Below are 17776 nucleotides of genomic sequence, written 5' to 3'. Positions count from 1 at the left end.
GTGCTTATTTTTTATTAATGGCTGATATGTAAATGGTTTCTTTATAATCATAAAAATCATGTTTAATTTTTACGTTCATTTCAAAAAAATCAAAAAGAGATTTTTCTAAATCAAAATGTACTTCATGCTTTAATTCTGAATAGATCAGCTTTTCTCCTTCTATCTTATTTAACCAATATCCTTCTAATTTTGCGTACTTCTCAAATTGTTCAAAAAGTTCATTTCTATCTTTTATCTGCCCAATATATATTACACTATGAATATCATCTTCGGATATTTTTTTGCATTCCCACTTTATCTTCTCATTAAACGGGCTAAGGTTAAAAAGTAAGTCGTAACTTTCATAATCTCTTATCTCATTAAGACTAAAAAGTAAAAGTTCCATTATTCCTTTGGAACAGGAGTTCTCCAGAATATAATCATCAATTGCATTTCGCAAAAAGGCCCCTTTTATATCATCTATAACATGATGTCTGGTTATATTCTTAATTTTTGCGGTATCTTCATCAATAAGATATTTTGGATTGACCCTTAATTGATTATTTTTACTCTCCAGTCTTTTAATTATATCGCCTTTATTTTTTATAAAACAGGTATCTTCTTTTATATCTAACAAAACAGGAAAGAATACAGCATCATACTGTTCAATCATATTTCGAACAACAGGTGTTGCTTGATTCTTTGCATAATCTGTATATGAAAAATTACTTATTTCTACTGTAAATTCTTTTTCTCCTATTGTTTTAAATTGAATTTCATACGTATATACAATTTCATCTCTCTTTTGATTTAATCTATAGTGTATATTTCTAACAATCCTAAACTTGTAATCTCCATTAACCTGATCCATGTTCACTATTTTTTAATTAGAATTAAATTTTCTCTGTAATTACAATAAGAATTGCTGATTTTGATATTTGTTTCAGATAATTCAAAATCAAGCTGGGTGGTATTATACTGTGTTTCGTGAGTAATTGATGTAGTAATTACAGATTCCTGATCTGTAACTGTGTCGGGATATTGATATGCGTTACCAGCAGTTTTTATATGCTGAAAAAGTGCATCATTTTGATTATCTTCTCCTTTGTATTTTAGGGTATAGTTTGAGGGTCAAAACTTTTTTGGCCTTCCCAGAAAACATCATTGTCTAATAGCGGGATTTTCCAATTAAAATGGTAATTATTGTCGTTTTCGGGTTTTTCTACACAAAACAATAGTATTCTTATCAATTCAAAAGAATATATATACTCAGCCATGGCATAGCCGTCTTTTCCTGTTTTTTCAAAAAAATTATTTCGAATATATTCTAACCCTGGACCTTGATGTTTATATCTGAGCTCTTGATCTTTTTGAGCTATTCTTTCTGAAATACCATCAAAATTAGCAAGTAAAAATTTCCCATTTCGTACTTCAAACAAAACAGGAAACAGCGCATCATTATAAGCATGAGCTATTTTTTCAAACTTTGCTTCTGGATTATGATCGTTTATCTTAAAATTATGACGGTTTAATTCTAATCTAAAATTGTAGTTTTCAAATTTTTTAATTTCAATTTCATAAGCAGCAGCGGCTTCATGTTTTTTGTCAAATAGCTCATAATTTATTTTATGTTGAATTTTGAAATTATACTTTTCCTCTCCACTCATTTTTAAACAATTAAAAATATTAACGGCTAAAAATATGGATCAATTATTCTATATTTTATCCCTTAAACGGTATTTTTGCAGCATTATAAGACTAACTTATTTAGATAATTATATTATTCATTTGAGTATAAAACAAAAAAACCAACGCTGACAGCGTTGGTTTTTTTGTTGAAAAAATTGAGATTTTTTTATTTTACCTCAAAAACGTTATTTGTCTGTTTTACATCAGCCATTAATCCGCTTGGATCGATAGTGATTTTTTTGATTGACGCTTTGTTTTTGTCAATTGTAAAACTATAGTTTTGCTGTGCCCAGGCCCAGTCATCCAAAACAGTTCTTTTTTCGCTTGGATTTGGATTTGGTTTAATGAAATTCATCATTCTTAACGGAATATAGAAAGTTTCAGAAGTTCCGTCAGTATAATCAACTTTTAAATCGATAGGCATTGGCATTCTTCCTATTCTCTCTAAAGTTACAGTTGTTTTTCCTGCATTATCTGCTACATCTTTAATTCCGTAGTCAATTGTATTAGTTGTCTGAGCCCAGTCTGTTAAATACCAGTCTAATTCGGCACCAGAAACTCTTTCTGCACTTCTTTTAATATCGTTTGGAGTTGGATGTTTGAATTTAAAATCGTTGAAATATCTTTTTAAAGCAGCATCAACATTCTCTCTTCCAATTACGTATTCTAATTGTGATAAAAAGATACTTCCTTTTACATAAGATGAAATACTATATGGACGGTTTTCGTCATAACGATCTCCATGCGTTGTTTGCGGCTGTTCTTTTCCAGAATTTACTAAACTGTAATACGCTTTATAATTTCCTGTAAAAGGATTTACTTCTTTTTTGTCTCCTTTTAATTCATTCAAAGCACTATCTTCGATGTAAGTGGTAAAACCTTCATCCATCCAAGGGTGTTTTGATTCATTTGATGCTAAAATGTGCTGGAACCAAGAGTGTCCTAATTCGTGAGTTGCAGTTCCAAGAATTCCTTCAAGAGTTCCGTTTCCTAACATCAAAGTACACATTGCATATTCCATTCCGCCGTCGCCGCCTTGAATAAATGAATATTGTTTGTACGGATATTGTCCTACTCTATGGTTATAATAATCCATAACTTTTACCATTAATGGTTCTAACTGTTTCCAGTTTGCTGTAGTTTTTGGATTGTTTTTGTAGAAGAAATGCAAATCGACATCGTTTGGTCCTTTTACGATATCATGCGTGTATTCTTTGTCGGCTGCCCATGTAAAATCGTGGACATTTGGTGCGATAAAATGCCAAGTTAGAGTTTTTGTTTTTTTAGGATATGTAACCGTTACGCCTTCATCTTCATAACCATGTCCGATTGAATTTTTATCCTGCAGATATCCAGAACCTCCAATTGTATAGTCTTTATCAATTGTAATTTTAACATCAAAATTACCCCAAACACCGTGAAATTCTCTTGCAATGTATGGATCTGCATGCCATCCTTCGAAATCAAATTCGGCTAATTTTGGATACCACTGAGACATTGAAAGTTCAACTCCTTCAGAATTGTTTCTTCCTGAACGACGAATCTGAACCGGAACCTGACCATCAAAATCTAAAGTAAAAGTAGTTTTTGAATTTGGCAGGATTGGTTTTGCTAAAGTTACTTCTAAAATTGTTCCTGAAACTCGTGTCTGTGCAGTAACTCCGTCTTGTTTGAAATCAGAGATTTTTAAAAATCCAATTTCATTCGGCTTTAAAGTTTCTATTCGGCTTTGTTTAACCTCTTTTCCGTCGGCACCTTTTACTTTATTGACCATTCTTCCGTCAGGATCTTTGATAAAATGGAGACGTGCATCCATTTCACTTCCCGGCTGAAAGGCATTTGGGAATAAATGATAAAAAACTTTTTTCAGGGTATCAGGAGAATTATTGGTGTAAACCAGCTCTTGTTTTCCTTTGTACTGATAGTTTTTTACATCCATTGAAACCTCCATTTTATAATCGGCATGTTGCTGCCAATATGGAGCGCTTTGTGCAAATGTCGAGTTTATACCCAAACTCAGAAATGACAATAAGATAATTTTTCGCATGTTTATATGTAATAGAAAATGGAAGAGTGCGAACTCTTCCATTAGATTAATAGTGTATTATTCTTTATTTTTTAGACATTTTCTCTGCCATTAATAAAGCATTGTAAGCGTTTACCATTTTAGCTGTTTTTGATGATTCTGCAGAAGATACTGCTGCAGGTTTCTCACCTGGATTTTCACCTTTACCTAAAACAATTTGTGCAGGAAGTGCAACTCCTGAATCCATTAAAATATGTTTTACCTGAGACGCTTTTAATTTTGGATAGTAAGAACGAATCAATGCTGCAACACCTGCTGCATTTGGAGATGCCATTGATGTTCCTTGTAAAAACTTGTATTTGTTGTTTGGAACTGTTGCATAGATTTCTTCTCCCGGAGCAAAAACGTCAACGTTAATTTTTCCGAAGTTAGAAAATCCTGCTACAACATTTTCTCCGTATTGTTTATTAATTGCTCCAATTGTGATTACGTTATCAGCAAATTCTTTTACGTTATCTTCAGAGTCATTTGGATAGTTGATGTTTTTTGTTTCATCAATATTGTATCCGTCATTTCCTGCTGCGTGAACGATTAAAACATCTTTTTTTGCTGCATATTTGATAGCATCGTAAACCCATTGTTTGTGCGGAGAGAAGCTTTTTCCAAAACTACCGTTGATTACTTTTGCGCCGTTGTCAACTGCATAACGAATTGCTAAAGCGATATCTTTATCATATTCATCTCCATCCGGAACAGCTCTTACTGTTAAAATTTCAACATTATTTGTTACTCCGTCTCCTCCTAAATTATTACCGCGAATTTGCGCAATAATTCCGGCTACGTGTGTTCCGTGAAGTGCTTTTTCTTTGTCTGGACCAAAAACGATGTTATTTCCATAACGAGTGTTTTTAATATCTTCAGGATTATCGCCTACGATTTTTCTTCCGTCAAATTCTTTATTTAAATTGTAATTTAACTGATCGTAAACCTGCTCGCCATATTCTTTTAGTTCAGACTCAGGGTCAAAAGTTGAACCTGCGTTTGTAAAAATCTGCGTCATTACTTTTTTACTTTGCAGAACTTTTGGATCTGCCGAAGTAATGGTGCTTAAGTCTTCTAACTTATAAGTCGTTTTGTTAAGCTCTTTTTTGATTGTATTGTGCACATCAAGTAAAAAATCTACTTGTTGTTTATCCTGCAAAGCTTCTTCGTATTTTTCAGTATATTGAGCAAGGGCAGCTTTATATTGTGCTGAACCGTCGTCTCCTTTTTTAACGATACGTGTTAACTCCAGATTTTCGTGAACAGCATCTCCAAGAAAGTTCCAGCCGTTTACGTCATCAATAAATCCGTTTTTATCATCGTCAATTCCGTTACCAGGAATTTCTTTAGGATTTGTCCAGATCATTCCTTTTAGATCTTCGTGTTCGATATCAACACCAGAGTCTACAATTCCTACGATTACTTTTTGTCCTTTTTTTCCTTGTAGTAATTCAGCGTAAGCTTTATCAACACTCATCCCCGGAATAGAATCTTTTAATAAATCAAGGTGACTCCATCTTTTTAATTCATTTTCGCTTACAGGCGCTTTTTTAACAATCGCCGCAGGCGCTTTAATAAACTCTTTTTGAGTAGAAACTTGCGCTTGTACCGTAGCGCTGCATCCTGCTAAAACAAGCAATGCAAAAGCAGATAATTTAAGAGGTTTTATATGACTCATGTATCTAATTATAATTGTAAAGTTAAAAGATGGGTCTAAATTATGCTTTTTTGTTACAAAAAACTAACTGTTAACACTGTGTTATGAAATTTTGATTAAAAAATGATTTCTAAGCAGATTTTTCTTAAGCATTACGATGTTTAATTCTAACTAGCAGATTAACAAAGTTTAAAGGCTCGGCAGATAAAAAAATATTTCTTATTAATACGTCTTCCCGTAATAAGGTTTAGGATCTATATTGTATTATTGCACTGCCAAAAAACTAAAAAATACTTTATGAGAAAAACTTTACTTTTAATTTTAATCTTTTCTTTCATACAAATAAAGGCACAATGCTGGAAAACAGCAGCTGCCGGATACAGTCATACTGTTGCTGTAAGAAATGACGGCACTTTATGGACCTGGGGAAATAATGATGAGGGACAACTAGGCAACAGTACGCCTGCAGCAATAAATATTCCCACAAAAATGGGAACTGCCAATAACTGGAAAACAGCAGCAGCAGGCTGGGGACATACTGTAGCACTTAAAACTGACGGAACATTATGGGCATGGGGATATGGTCGTTTAGGACAGTTAGGAAACGGTAATTATAATACTAATTTTAATCTTCCTCAACAAATAGGAACAGAAAATGACTGGCAGACAATAGCCGCTGGGCATGGTCATACAGTCGCCTTAAAAAACGACGGCACTTTATGGGCCTGGGGGAATAATTTTTCTGGACAATTGGGTAATGGAACTTCTTTTGACAGAAACACTCCAACGAAAATAGGATCTGATTCTAACTGGCTGGCTATTTCCGCAGGTGGGCTTTATACAATTGCACTGAAAAAAGACGGAACTTTATGGGCTTGGGGGAAAAATACTTATGGCACATTGGGAGACGGCACTACAACAAATAATCGTGTACCAAAACAAATAGGAACAGATACTGATTGGAAAACAATAGCCGCAGGAAGTGATCATACTATTGCTATAAAAAATGATGGCAGTTTATGGATCTGGGGAAAAAATACTTATGGCGCATTAGGAGATAATACCACAATAGATAAAATTGTTCCAACAAAAATTGGAACAGATACAGATTGGAAATCTGCAGAAGGCGGTGTAGATTATACTGTTGCTATAAAAACAGACGGTACTTTGTGGGCATGGGGCTATAATGCTGACGGAGTATTTGGGAATGGTTCAAAAATTAACAGTTTAATCCCTGTACAAATAGGAACAGAAAAAAACTGGCAAATGGTTAGTGGCGGTTCAGTTCATACAGTTGCTGTAAAAACAGATGAAAGTTTATGGTCTTGGGGAAATAATTCTTATGGTCAATTAGGTGATGGTACATCTATTGAAAAAAATATTCCTACACTTTTAAATTGTGCAGGTTCATTGATAGTAACTGTATCTCAAACCAATGTACGTTGTGCTGGCAGTAATGAAGGCTCCGCTTCAATAACATCAGTTTCGGGCGGAACAACGCCATATACTTATCTTTGGTCTAATGGAAAAACAACTGCTTCGATTACAGAATTGGCTGCAGGTGATTATTCTTGTACTATAACAGATGCTTCTTCACTATCCATTACAAAAAACATTACTATTACACAGCCGCCAGCACTTTTTTCTACTGTAACAGTTATTAATACAAATTGTAACAACAATAATGGCAGCATTGAAATTATTGCAAATGGAGGAACATTACCATATCAGTACGAAATTTGGTCAAATGCAATTTACCAAGATTCTAATGTTTTTACCGGCCTGCCATCAGGAAATTATCAAGTAATAGTAAAGGACAGTAAGGGATGTTTAGTAAGCTCCTATGTAGTTATTGAAAAAGAAAGTACTCCTATTCCAACCGTAAGTGCACAAACGCTGAGTGCTTCTGCAACTGTTGCTGATTTAAAAGCTACCGGCAGTAATCTAAAATGGTTTACAACACTTACAGGAGGAAATGCTTTAGCGTCATCTGTTTCACTGCAAACAGGTAAATATTATGTTTCTCAAACAATTAACGGGTGCGAAAGTGTAAGAGCTGCTGTTGATATAACTATTCTACCTGCATCATATGGAGAAATACCAACAAATGGTTTGGTTGCTTATTACACATTTAATGGAAATGCAAATGATACAAGCGGAAATGGATTTAATGGAAATGCTGTAAGTACAAATCTGGCATCTGACCGATTTGGAAACAGCAATAGCGCCTATAGTTTTAATGGAGCCGGCAGTTATATTGATGCTCCTATTGCCAATATTCCTCAAGGCAATGCTGCAAGAACAATTTCTGGCTGGTTTAAAACAAATACTCCAAATCCAGGTGAAAATGGAGATGTATGTATTTTTAATTATGGCGCGTTATCAAGATTACAAAGATTTGGACTTACTGTTTATTCAAAAGGTTATCTTGAAACTTCAACCGGACCAAATGCCATAGGCGATGATTTTTATGTAAACAACTTTAATTACTTAAGTAATGACTGGTATTTTTTTACACTTACCTATAACGGAACCAAAGTATCTTTATATGTAAATGGTGTATTTGTTTCAGAAAAAAATGCTGCCTTAAATACTACGAACAATCTTTTTAGAATAGGAAAACGAATTTCAGGAGATACAACTAATGAGTATTTTAAAGGACAAATCGATGATATTGGTATCTGGAATCGTGTTTTGACTCCGGAAGAAATTGCGGCTATGTATACCCCTGGTGAGCAGCCTGCTTATACTTTAATTCCAGATCCGAGTTTTGAACAAAAATTGATCAATTTAGGAATTGATTCCGGAGTTGTAGATGGAAAAGTCCGTACTTCAGATATCGCTTCAGTGGAATCTCTTGATGTGTCTTCTTCTTCTATTTCAGATTTAACTGGAATACAAGACTTCATATCATTAACTAATTTGAATTGTGGTCAAAATAATCTGAAAGCATTAAACGTAAGTAATAATACTGCTTTGACAGTTTTAGATTGTAATAACAACCAGATTGCATACTTAGATGTAAGCAATAATCTCGCCTTAACTGACTTAGCTTGCTACTCAAATAAATTAACCTCTTTGGATGTTAAAAAAAATACAGCTTTAACAAAATTAGATTCTGGTTCAAACCAATATACTTCATTGGATGTAAGCCATAATACAGCTTTAACATTTTTGGGATGTAATACCAGCCAATTAACTACTATAGATGTAAGCAATAATACCGCTTTAAAACTTCTGGATTGCCGTGAAAATAAAATCACCTCCTTGGATGTTTCTAAAATAACTACATTAACAGAGTTGTATTGTCAGTCTAATGAATTAAAAGATTTAGATATAAGTAAAAACAAAGTTTTAGAATTTTTAAATTGTTCAAAAAATCAACTAACCACTTTGGATATTAGCACAAATACTGCCTTAGTTGGTTTATTCCCTAATTATAATCAATTAATAAATCTAAATTTAAAGAATGGAAACAATGATAAACTTATATATCTAAATTTTAAAAACAACCCTAATTTAACTTGTATTCAGGTTGATGATGTGGCCTTTGCTAATGCAAACTGGACAGATAAAAAAGATGCCGGCGCTGCGTTTAATGTTAAATGCGATAATTATACTTTAATTCCAGATGTTAATTTTGAAAACAGGCTGATCGCTTTGGGTTATGATTCTGGTAGTGCAGATGGAAAAGTACTTACTGCTAATATTTCAAACATTACAAGCTTGAATGTGTCTTCAAAAAGTATTTCTGATTTAAGCGGGATACAAGATTTTAAATCTCTTACTACTTTAAATTGTGCAAAAAATAATCTTACATCATTAAATCTTTCAAATAATAAAAATCTTAAAACTTTATATTGTGAACAAAATCAGCTGACTGCTTTAGATCTTAGTAATAATGTTAGTTTGATAACAGTAGAATGCAGTTACAATAAATTGCAAAATGTAAACATTTCAAAAAATCTGGTTTTAAAGAATTTATACTGCATAAATAACCAGTTAACAAATATTGATGTAACTAATAACACTGCATTAGAACAATTCTATTGTTTTGGCAACCAGCTAACTTCATTAAATGTTAGTAAAAATTTAAACTTACTTGGATTAGAATGCGGATTGAACAAATTAACAACTCTTGATGTATCGAACAATACTTTAATGTATTATTTAGAGTGTTATTCTAATCAATTAACTAGTCTTAATGTTACTAAAAATATTGCATTATTCCATCTTAACTTTTTTAATAATCAGTTAACTTCGATAGACTTATCTAATAATCCTCTTTTAAAAGAATTGTATTGTTTAAACAATCAGCTCACAAGTCTTGACCTATCAAAAAATAATGCACTTACTAATTTAGACTGTAAAAACAATAAGCTGACAGCATTAAATTTAAAAAATGGAAATAACACATTATTAGCAACTATTGATTTAAATTTTACGCAAAATCCTGATTTAACTTGTATTCAGGTTGACAATGCTGCATATTCTAATACAAATTGGCCGGCAGCAAAAGATGCTGCAGCATCTTTCAGTGAAAACTGTGGTTCTATTTCAATTCCAGATTCAAATTTTGAACAAAAATTAGTTGATTTAGGAATAGATACTGATGGTTTAAACGGAAAAATTACGATTGCAGATGCAAGTGCTGTGACTATTTTAAATCTTTCAAACAGTAATATTAAAGATCTAACTGGGATTGAATATTTTACCTCTTTAACTTATTTAGATGTAAGCAATAATCAATTGACAACTTTAGATGTAAGTAAAAATATTCTATTAGAAACATTAAATGCTTCTTCAAATCAGCTTACTATATTAGATTTATCTAAAAATACTAAACTTAGAATTGTGTATGTAGTTAATAATCCTTTGGTTTCATTAAATCTGCGAAACGGAAACAATACAAACTTTATTCTGCCGCCAAATACCGGAAAAAAATCAGTTTCTGGATTGTACACTTCCTTTTTAGGGCTTAAAACTCTGGGTTGTATTCAGGTTGATGATGAAAGTTATTCAAATGCAAATTGGTCAAATATCAAAGAATCGACTACAACTTATTCTAATACTTGTAAGACACTGGGTGTTCCTGAATCTGCTCTTAAAAATGTTGTTATACATCCTAACCCAACCAAAGGAGAATTACATATTCAAAATGTAAACCTTGAAAAAGCAAACGTTTATAATGTTTTAGGACAGCTTGTAAAATCATTTACATTAAATTCAAATAATACAGATAACACAATCAATTTATCTGGATTGCCAAAAGGAGTTTACTATGTGTATTTAATCAATCAGGATGCCGCTTCGGCTAAAAAAGTGATTGTAGAATAAATCAAAAAATATCTTGTAAAAATCCCTTTTTCATTTAATGAAGAAGGGATTTTTTTATTTACTAATATCTGTTTTAGAATTCTCAAATAATATAAATAAAAGAAGCTCTGCTTTACGGTTTCCCGTAAGGAATATCCGTTTAAATTTTGTACAATTGCGCGACCTAACCATAAATTCAATCTATGAAAACAAAACTACTCTTATTGCTATTATTAGCAAGCTTTTCTATTCATGCCCAACAATACACTTCTATTCCTGATGTGAATTTTGAAAACAAGCTGATTAGCCTGGGTATCGATTCTGGTGCTCCCGATGGGAGGGTTCTAACATCCAATGTAGCTTCTATAATTTATTTATATGTTGATACAAGTTCGATTACAGACCTCACCGGTATTGAAGATTTTATATCTTTAAAAGAGTTAAAGTGTTCCTCAAATCGATTGACACAGTTAAATCTGTCTAAAAACAGAGCTTTAACCTCTTTAGAATGCAGTAACAATCTATTAACTGCATTGGACATATCCAATAATCCATTACTGCTGAAATTAGACTGCTCTCAAAATAAACTTACAGCACTTGATTTTTCTAATAACACGGCACTTAAAACTATTTATTGCTCCAGTAATCAACTTACAGCGTTAAATGTTTCTAAGCAGTTAATGCTGGAGCAATTTTTTTGTTATACCAATAAAATCGAAATTCTTGATTTGTCTTCTAATGTGAATTTGTCTGGCTTAGCATGTCACACTAATCTGCTAAAGAATCTTGACCTAAGCAAAAATACTAAAGTCCATTATGTACAAGCTCATAACAATCCTTTAATCAGTTTCAATATCCAAAATGGTACAAACTATTTGTTTGATGCACCTCTTTCTACATTAACCTTCAACAGTCCAAATCTAAAATGTGTTCAGGTTGATAATGTCGAAGAAGCAAATGTTCGCTGGGCCAGTGTAAAAGGAGATGTACAATACAGTACATATTGTTCTCCATATACGACAATTCCTGATATCAATTTTGAAAAAAAACTAATTGCTTTGGGTATTGACAAGGATGGTGAAAATGGTAAAGTTCTAACAGCAGATATTACCTCTATAACTTCTCTTAATGTATCAAATAGTTCCATTTCTGATCTGACTGGCATTCAAGACTTTCACAATTTGACCAATTTATCCTGTGACGGAAACCTACTTGTCACTCTGGATATTACCAAAAACGTTTATTTAACAGATTTAAACTGTAATCAAAATAAAATAACAGCTCTAAATCTGTCTAATAATAGAGCCCTAAAAACGCTATACTGCTCTTCCAATCAATTGACAAAAATTGACTTGTCTTATAATAGTTCTTTGCAGGTTTTGGACATCAGCCAAAATAAACTTGATAAGTTAGAAGTAAACCACAATGGAGCATTAACTTCTTTAAAATTAGATGAAAATTTAATAACAAGTTTAGATTTATTAAACAATAGAGCATTAACAACTTTATCTTTAGAGAAAAATAAATTAGCAATTTTAAATCTTACTAATAATACTTTACTTACCAATGCAGTCTCTTTTAAATCAAATCCAGAATTGTATTGCGTTCAGGTTAGTGACTTAGCATTTGCAAACACAAATTGGTTCGATAAAAAAGACCCAATGACATCATTTTCGTCAACTGCTTGTTTACTCTTAGAATATTTTACCTTAATTCCCGATAGTAATTTCGAAAACAAACTGATTAGTTTGGGTATAGAATCAGGAACTGCCGATGGAAAAATTTTAACTTCTAAAGTAGCTTCTTTGACTTCTCTGAATGTATCACAAAGCTCCATTTCAAATCTTACCGGAATTGAAGCTTTTGTTGCTTTAAAAACTTTAAATTGTTCGAACAATCGACTGACTCAATTAAATGTGTCTAAAAACACTTTACTAACCTCTTTAGAATGCAATAATAATCAGTTAACCGCACTGAATCTGTCTAATAATTCAGCGTTACTGACATTGGAAGTTTCTAACAATAATATATTTGGACTTGATTTTTCTAATAACACAGCACTTAAATCCATTAGATGCTACAACAATTTTATTTCTAATATAAATGTTTCTAAACAATTAGCATTAGAAAGTCTGGATTTTGGTTATAACAGAGTACAAAATATCGACCTGTCTTTCAATGTAAATCTGCAGTCTCTGCTCTGTAATGCTAATAGCTTACAAAGTCTTGATTTAAGTAAAAATAACAAATTGACTACTATGGTTGCCAATATTAACAGCCTAAGTAGTTTAAATATCAAAAATGGAGCAAATAATCTATTCTATAATTCCGGTTCCCTCATACGCTTTGATAATAATGATTATCTGGCATGTATTCAGGTCGACAATGTAGAAGAAGCAAATGCACGCTGGTCAAACCAAAAAAACCCAAAAGCAAGTTTTAGTACAGATTGCAGACCTTATACTTTAATTCCTGATCTCAATTTTGAAAATAAATTAATTAGTTTAGGAATCGACTCAGGATCTCCAGATGGAAAAGTTTTAACCACAAATATTGCTTCTATAGCTAACTTAGACCTTACAGATTCTTCTATTAAAGACCTAACGGGAATTGAAGATTTTAGAGAATTAACAGGACTCTATGCAAATAAAAATCAAATAACAACATTAGATCTTTCTTCAAATCCAAAATTAACCTCATTACTTGTTAGAGAAAATAAATTGGAAAATGTAAATGTTAGAGAAAATACTCAATTAACCAATTTATCAATTGGAAAAAATAAATTAACGACACTAGATCTAAGTCAAAATACAAAATTAACTTCTTTAAATGCAGAGTATAACAACTTAACAACTTTAGACTTATCTAACAACAAACTGTTATATGTTACAAATCTTACATATAATCAATTAACAACTTTAGATTTATCTAAAAATACTATTCTGGAATATCTGCAATGTGGTAATAACAAATTGACAAGTTTAAACATCAAAAATGCTTCGATTCTCTCTATGTTAGAATGTCAGCAAAATTTATTGACTTCCTTAGATTTATCAGACAATATTGCTTTAAGAAATTTGATCTGTTCAAAAAATGCTTTAACAAGTCTTAATACTGCAAATAATATACAATTAGGTTCTATAGATTGTTCTGAAAACAATCTTACCTCTCTTGATCTTTTAAAGAACATTAACTTATATTCTTTATATTGCGATGTAAATCAATTGACAGCTTTAAATGTATCAAAAAACATATTGCTCTCATCCTTAAGTGTTTACGGCAATTCTTTGACAACTCTTGATGTTTCAAAAAATACTGAATTGAATACTTTTTATTGTTATTCTAATCTATTAACAAGCATTGATATTTCTAGCAATACGAAAATAACTCGTTTACAGGTCGATCTAAACAACTTAACATCATTGAATCTAAAAAACGGAAATAACACTATATTAGACCGCAAGTATACAAATTTCAACAATAACCCAGATTTAACTTGTATCCTTGTTGATGACGTTACTTATTCTAATGCAAATTGGGCACATCTAAAAGATGCAGCAGCAAAATACAGTCTAGATTGTTCTATTGAATTTGTTCAAATCTCAGATTCAAATTTTGAACAAAAACTAATTGATTTAGGAATAGATACTGATGGTTTAAACGGAAAAATTACGATTGCAGATGCAAGTGCTGTTACTACTTTAGATCTTTCAAACAGCAGTATTAAAGATCTAACAGGGATTGAATATTTTACCTCTTTAACCTATTTAGATGTCAGCAGTAACCAATTGACAACTTTAAATGTAAGCAAGAATATTAAATTAGAAACATTAAACGCTTCTTCAAATCAGCTTACCACGATAGATTTATCAAATAATACTAAGCTCAGAATTGTGTATGTAGTTAACAATCCACTGGTTTCATTAAATCTGCGAAACGGAAACAATGCAAACTTTATTCTGCCATCAAATACTGGTAAATCTGCATCTGGTTTATACACTACATTTTTAGGACTTAAAACTCTTGGCTGTATACAAGTTGATAATGAGGCTTATTCGAACGCAAATTGGTCAAACATCAAAGAATCAACTACCACCTATTCAAATACTTGTAAGACTCTAAGTGTTCCAGAATCTGCTATTAATAATGTTGTTATACATCCAAACCCAACCAAAGGCGAATTAAACATTAAAAATGTAAACCTGGAAAAAGCAAATGTTTATAATGTTTTAGGACAGCTTGTAAAATCATTTACACTAAACTCAAATAACACAGATAACACAATCAATTTATCTGGATTACCAAAAGGAGTTTACTATGTGTATTTAATCAATCAGGATACAGCTTCGGCTAAAAAAGTGATTGTAGAATAAAAATTAGAATTTAGTTAAACTAAAAATCCCATTTTCATAATTATTTGAAAATGGGATTTTTTATATCTTAAACTTTTTTCTACAGAATATCTTCGCAAGTGAAAACGTCTTTTAATCGAACGCCTTTTTCAGTATGCTCAACCGTTATAATTTGATTATGAGCATCATGTTCCAGAAACAAATAATAATTATTATCTGCAGCTGAATTTAAAAATTTTGCTTTTTCATCTAAAGTCAAAAGCGGTCTTGTATCATATCCCATTACATATGGAAGCGGAATATGTCCGGCTGTTGCTAATAAATCGGCACAAAAAACAATTGTTTTATCCTGATATTGAATATGCGGAATCATCTGTTTTTCGGTATGTCCGTCTGCATAAAAAATTCCAAAACCCAATTCTTTTGAAAAACCAAAATCGCTTTCAGGTCTTTCAATAAAATTCAATTGGCCGCTTTCCTGCATTGGGATAATATTCTCTGTTAAAAATGAAGCTTTTTCACGGGCATTAGGTTTTACTGCCCATTGCCAGTGATTTTCATTTGTCCAAAATTTTGCATTTTTGAAAGCCGGTTCATAAAAAGTCTTATCAGAATTCCACTGAACGCTTCCTCCGCAATGATCAAAATGCAAATGTGTCATAAAAACATCCGTAATATCATCTCGGTTAAAACCATATTCTGCCAGCGATTTATCTATTGAATGTGATCCCCAAAGTGAGTAATATCCGAAGAATTTTTCAGACTGCTTATCTCCCATTCCGGTATCAATTAAAATCAATCTGTTTCCGTCTTCAATTAACAAACATCTCGCGGCTATATCTATCAGATTATTTGAATCTGCCGGATTAGTTTTATTCCAAATTGTTTTAGGCACAACACCAAACATAGCGCCGCCATCTAATTTAAAATTTCCGGATTCTATTGGGTAAAGTTTCATGAGTATAAATATCTAATAAGAAAACAAAGCTAGGAAATCCAATTTCGTTATGCTAAAATTCTATTTAAAAACTCAAAACAGCCATTACTCTAAAGTAACAGAAGCACTTCCCATTATTTCCTGCTTGTCAAAAAAGTTAACAAAGTAAGTTCCCTTTTTAAATTCATTTCCATCAGAATTTAAAACGCCATAGGCATTTAGGGGTTTTCCCTGAAAATCTACAGCAACGATAAAACTGTAAACCAAAGCTTTATCATTTTCAAATTCGATTAATTTATTCTCCCCTAAAACTGTATTTTTTTGATCTAAAACCTGAATGTAGAACACTCTTTTTCCGGTTTTTGCAATTGAATTTCCATTAACAGAAAAACTTACTTTTAATTTTTGAGCATTTCTGGCTTTTTCAGTTTCAAGTTCTTTTCCTGATTTTTTTTCGCGAAATGCTGCTACTTTAAAATTACTGAGAGAAAGTTTCGCAGCATCTTTTATCGCTAATTCTAATTTTTTTTGATGTAATAAGAGTGTATCATTTTCTGTTTTCTGCTTATACATTACCACATTTTGGCTTTCGATTTCAGTAAGTAGACTTTTATTCTGAGATTTTAAATTTTTAATTTCTACAATTTTGGCTGCTAACGCCGTTTTTAAATCTAAAAGCTGTTTTCTGTAAATTTGTATTTGAACAATCGAAGGATTTTTAGAAACTTTTATAATTTCCATTAAATTTTGAACATTTTTACGTTCAAGTTCTAATTGCTCAGATAACGATGTTTTTTCAAGAAGTGCTACATCGTATTCTAATTTTAAAATATTTAAAGAATCCAGTATGCTTTTTTGTGCGATTGTTTCATTACTGGGTCCGGTAAGTTCAGACTTTTTGGTGATTATTTTAGCCTTCTCTGCACTTTCTTTTAGTTCATTACTAAACAAAAAAAATGTAGCTCCTATTCCTAAAATAAAAAATATAGCTAAAAATGCTCTTAACCATTCATTAGTGTAGTTTTTCTTCATGATTCGTCACAATTTCTTGTAAAAATAATATTATTTTATTCGACAAAACAAGTAGAAATACTGTTTTTTATCATTTAACGATAACTTAATCATCATAATATCAGTATTTTACATAAAAATAAAGCTTTTCTTTCAAAACATTTAATTGTTGTAAAATAAAAGAGACTTCAATTGATTTCTTTTTCGCAAAATAACTTCTATCTATTTTAACATTTGTTATAATAATGTGAACCGTTATGGAAAAAGGTTTTTAAGTCGTATCTTTGCAGACAATTTCATTTGAACATTGAAATTGGCATTTAAATTTTCTGTAATAATTTGATTATTATCGAAATGCAAATTAAAATGATCTTTTAAAAACAAATACCATAAACAATGATAAAGGTTTCTGATACAGCCAAAAAGAAAATCATCGATTTGATGACTGATGATGGTTTTGATGCCGCAAGCGACTACGTAAGAGTCGGCGTTAAAAGCGGTGGATGCTCTGGTTTGTCTTATGATTTAAAGTTTGACAAAACCAAAGGAGAAGATGATAAAATATTCGTAGATAACGACATACAAATTGCAGTTGAAAAAAAATCATTTCTATATTTAGCCGGAACAATTTTAGAATTCTCTGGCGGATTAAACGGAAAAGGATTTGTTTTCAATAATCCAAATGCAAGCAGAACTTGTGGCTGCGGTGAATCATTTTCACTATAAATAATAGAGAATACCAAGACTAATAAAGATTAATTCTTTGA

General features: G+C 31.7%; 9 protein-coding genes. 3 read left to right on the top strand and 6 right to left on the bottom strand.

Going from position 1 to position 17776, the window contains the following annotated elements:
- Positions 1-4: 4 nt before the first annotated feature.
- From FJOH_RS06200 to FJOH_RS06185, 4 genes are all read right to left on the bottom strand, one after another.
- Entirely contained in the window at positions 5-850 is an 846-nt protein-coding gene (locus tag FJOH_RS06200) for a hypothetical protein (protein WP_012023275.1), read from the bottom strand.
- A 241-nt stretch (positions 851-1091) separates the two neighbouring features.
- On the bottom strand, positions 1092-1646 hold the full coding sequence (locus FJOH_RS06195) for a hypothetical protein (RefSeq protein ID WP_012023274.1): 555 nt from the start codon (positions 1644-1646) through the stop codon (positions 1092-1094).
- A gap of 188 nt (positions 1647-1834) precedes the next feature.
- Positions 1835-3715 carry a M1 family metallopeptidase gene (locus FJOH_RS06190; RefSeq protein WP_044047539.1) on the bottom strand — a complete coding sequence of 627 codons (1881 nt, stop codon included), beginning with the start codon at positions 3713-3715 and terminating at the stop codon, positions 1835-1837.
- Positions 3716-3779: 64 nt separating this feature from the next.
- On the bottom strand, positions 3780-5414 hold the full coding sequence (locus FJOH_RS06185; protein WP_012023272.1) for a S8 family peptidase: 1635 nt from the start codon (positions 5412-5414) through the stop codon (positions 3780-3782).
- Positions 5415-5690: 276 nt separating this feature from the next.
- Here FJOH_RS06185 and FJOH_RS06180 point away from each other — a divergent pair, with 276 nt between their 5' ends.
- Complete coding sequence (locus FJOH_RS06180) at positions 5691-10730, top strand: RCC1 domain-containing protein (RefSeq protein ID WP_012023271.1); 5040 nt, start codon at positions 5691-5693, stop codon at positions 10728-10730.
- A 182-nt stretch (positions 10731-10912) separates the two neighbouring features.
- Entirely contained in the window at positions 10913-15082 is a 4170-nt protein-coding gene (locus FJOH_RS26185; protein ID WP_012023270.1) for a T9SS type A sorting domain-containing protein, read from the top strand.
- Positions 15083-15161: 79 nt separating this feature from the next.
- Here the strand turns inward: FJOH_RS26185 and FJOH_RS06170 are convergent, their stop codons facing one another.
- Positions 15162-16019: an MBL fold metallo-hydrolase gene (locus FJOH_RS06170; protein WP_012023269.1), complete on the bottom strand. Its 858-nt coding sequence runs from the start codon at positions 16017-16019 to the stop codon at positions 15162-15164.
- An 84-nt stretch (positions 16020-16103) separates the two neighbouring features.
- Positions 16104-17030 carry a hypothetical protein gene (locus FJOH_RS06165; protein ID WP_012023268.1) on the bottom strand — a complete coding sequence of 309 codons (927 nt, stop codon included), beginning with the start codon at positions 17028-17030 and terminating at the stop codon, positions 16104-16106.
- A gap of 375 nt (positions 17031-17405) precedes the next feature.
- Here FJOH_RS06165 and FJOH_RS06160 point away from each other — a divergent pair, with 375 nt between their 5' ends.
- Positions 17406-17735: a HesB/IscA family protein gene (locus FJOH_RS06160; protein ID WP_012023267.1), complete on the top strand. Its 330-nt coding sequence runs from the start codon at positions 17406-17408 to the stop codon at positions 17733-17735.
- Positions 17736-17776: the final 41 nt, after the last annotated feature.

Origin of the sequence: Flavobacterium johnsoniae UW101 (genome assembly GCF_000016645.1) — a bacterium.
Taxonomy (GTDB): domain Bacteria; phylum Bacteroidota; class Bacteroidia; order Flavobacteriales; family Flavobacteriaceae; genus Flavobacterium; species Flavobacterium johnsoniae.
The sequence above is the reverse complement of the archived record's forward strand: the minus strand, read 5'-3'. Positions and strand labels throughout refer to the sequence as shown.

Bases quoted from the DNA above. Each gene is read 5' to 3' on its own strand.
- FJOH_RS06200 (WP_012023275.1), bottom strand. From the start codon at position 850: ATGGATCAGGTTAATGGAGATTACAAGTTTAGGATTGTTAGAAATATA.
- FJOH_RS06195 (WP_012023274.1), bottom strand. From the start codon at position 1,646: ATGAGTGGAGAGGAAAAGTATAATTTCAAAATTCAACATAAAATAAAT.
- FJOH_RS06190 (WP_044047539.1), bottom strand. From the start codon at position 3,715: ATGCGAAAAATTATCTTATTGTCATTTCTGAGTTTGGGTATAAACTCG.
- FJOH_RS06185 (WP_012023272.1), bottom strand. From the start codon at position 5,414: ATGAGTCATATAAAACCTCTTAAATTATCTGCTTTTGCATTGCTTGTT.
- FJOH_RS06180 (WP_012023271.1), top strand. From the start codon at position 5,691: ATGAGAAAAACTTTACTTTTAATTTTAATCTTTTCTTTCATACAAATA.
- FJOH_RS26185 (WP_012023270.1), top strand. From the start codon at position 10,913: ATGAAAACAAAACTACTCTTATTGCTATTATTAGCAAGCTTTTCTATT.
- FJOH_RS06170 (WP_012023269.1), bottom strand. From the start codon at position 16,019: ATGAAACTTTACCCAATAGAATCCGGAAATTTTAAATTAGATGGCGGC.
- FJOH_RS06165 (WP_012023268.1), bottom strand. From the start codon at position 17,030: ATGAAGAAAAACTACACTAATGAATGGTTAAGAGCATTTTTAGCTATA.
- FJOH_RS06160 (WP_012023267.1), top strand. From the start codon at position 17,406: ATGATAAAGGTTTCTGATACAGCCAAAAAGAAAATCATCGATTTGATG.